Raw genomic sequence first — 1,867 nt, 5'->3', positions numbered from 1 at the left:
CTCACGCAACTGCTGCTCCCACTGCGTTTCGAGACCGCGTGCCACCAGGCGGTTCTCGGGGTCGACGGCGTGGTACCGCCGTTCGGCGCGCTGTGCTTCGTAGTGGGCACGTTCAATGTTCAGTCGCCACTGTGCAAGCGCCGCGTCGTGATCGGCCTCGAGGTGTTCGGCCGCACGCACGGCTGCTGCGATGCCGGCCGGCTCCACGGCTTGCAAAAAGGCCTGCGCAACGGCGGCATCGATTTGCAGGCCCCCAACATTGAGGCAGAAGACGCCGCGGCCATTCTCGATTCCTTTGTTGGAGCAATGGTACCCGGGCGTCTGATTGGTTCCGCGATAGTGCGTCTTGAGTCGCCGACCGCAGTGACCACAGCAGGCCAGGCCTTGCAGCAAGGCGGCGCCTTCTCTCACAGCGCCTCCGACCTGATGAGGCCGGGGCTTGGTATTGGCCCCCAGGCGCATTTGATTGGCTTCATAGGTCATCCAATCGAGATATCCTTCGTGGTGGTCCCGGATGAGCACGGCCCATTGCGACTGGGGCAGCCGGCGCAATCGGGTCTTGAGCACGCCATGTTCATCGACGTAGCGCTCTTGCCGGGTCTTGCCGTAGCAGTAGGCGCCAGCATAAACCGGATTGGTGAGGACATTGTAGATGGCGGTATAGGTCGGGGCGACCCAGCGGATCTGCGCGGTGTGATTGAGCTGCAGCGGGAATGACAGATTCTCGGCGCGGAACCACAGCCAGACGCGGCGGGCAGAGCCGAGCTCGCTAAAACGCTCGAACACGGTGCGCAGCGCACCGACGACGGCTTCATCCGGATGCAGCCTGATTTCGCCGTCGGCCTCACCCCACACCAGTCCGGTGGGCAGGCCGCGGCGCAACTCGCCGCGGGCAGCCTTGTTGCGGATGCCGCCGTCCAGACGCGCGCGTAGGATGTGCAGTTCGGCTTCGCTCATGGTGCCCTTCAGGCCGAGCAACAGGCGGTCGTTGAATAGCGCCGGGTTATACACGCCGTCAGCATCGCCGATGAGCGTATCGGTCATGCTGCACAGGTCCAGCAGGCGGTACCAGTCGGAATTATTGCGCGCCAGGCGGGAGACCTCCAGTCCGAGAATAATGCCAACGTGCCCGAGCGCGACTTCGGCGGTCATACGGGCGAACCCGCCACGGTGCGCGGCGCTGGCGCCGGAGAGGCCCAGATCCTCGTCGACCACGCTGACCCGCTGCGCGGGCCAACCGAGGGCGGTGGCTCGTTGTGCGAGCGCGTACTGGCGCTGCGTCGATTCGCGATTGTGCTCGACCTGGCTGGCGCTGGACTGACGGATGTAGACGAAGGCGGTGCGCTGCAAATGGCTGGGGCCGATCTTGTTGGAGGTGTCAATCATCATTGTTCTCCCGGGGCAGCGGGTTGTTGTAGCTCACGAGCTTCGCAATCGCCTGGGCGAGGCCGTTGATTACCGCCTCGCGTGTCGTTGGATCGAGTTGTTCCCACAGGCTGTCGTCGCCGGACGGCAGATCCGCAAGGGGTAGGTTCAGTTGCATCGTTGCTCTCCTGTTCCGTCTGGCGCAGCAAAGCGTCAATGATGAGGCGAGCGTGGAGCAGGTCGGCAAGCGAGCCCAGCGCATCGGATGTTGGGACGCTGGTACCTGTGGGAACGCTGCCGGAGGCGGCAGCGAAATCGGTCCAGTCAGCGGGAATCAGCCCACGTGATTGGTCGGGAAGCGTCAGCAGAAGGTGCAATCGGCCGGCCCGTTGCCGTCGGCTGATGACCTGGAGGCGCCGGCCCTCGAACGGGTGGCCGGATCGTGTGATGACAACGGATTCAGGAACGTGGTGGAGAGGGGTAGTCTGTGGTGGTTTCCTTT

Annotated in this window: 2 protein-coding genes; both read right to left on the bottom strand. The window is 64.1% G+C overall.

Annotated features, from left to right (window positions below):
• Positions 1-1,389 (bottom strand): recombinase family protein (locus DN412_RS42760; RefSeq protein WP_244223115.1); only part of this gene is annotated, 1,389 nt, incomplete at its 3' end.
• Positions 1,379-1,543 (bottom strand): DUF2264 domain-containing protein, encoded by a 165-nt coding sequence (locus tag DN412_RS45400; protein ID WP_234824885.1) that lies wholly within the window; start codon positions 1,541-1,543, stop codon positions 1,379-1,381. The genes DN412_RS45400 and DN412_RS42760, both read right to left, overlap by 11 nt.
• Positions 1,544-1,867: the final 324 nt, after the last annotated feature.

The organism is Cupriavidus lacunae, from assembly GCF_003353055.1.
GTDB classification, from domain to species: Bacteria; Pseudomonadota; Gammaproteobacteria; order Burkholderiales; family Burkholderiaceae; genus Cupriavidus; species Cupriavidus lacunae.
Note: the sequence above shows the minus strand (reverse complement) of the source record. Positions and strands in the feature narration are given on the sequence as shown.

Coding starts and splice junctions, on each gene's coding strand:
- DN412_RS45400 (WP_234824885.1), bottom strand. CDS start 1,543: ATGCAACTGAACCTACCCCTTGCGGATCTGCCGTCCGGCGACGACAGC.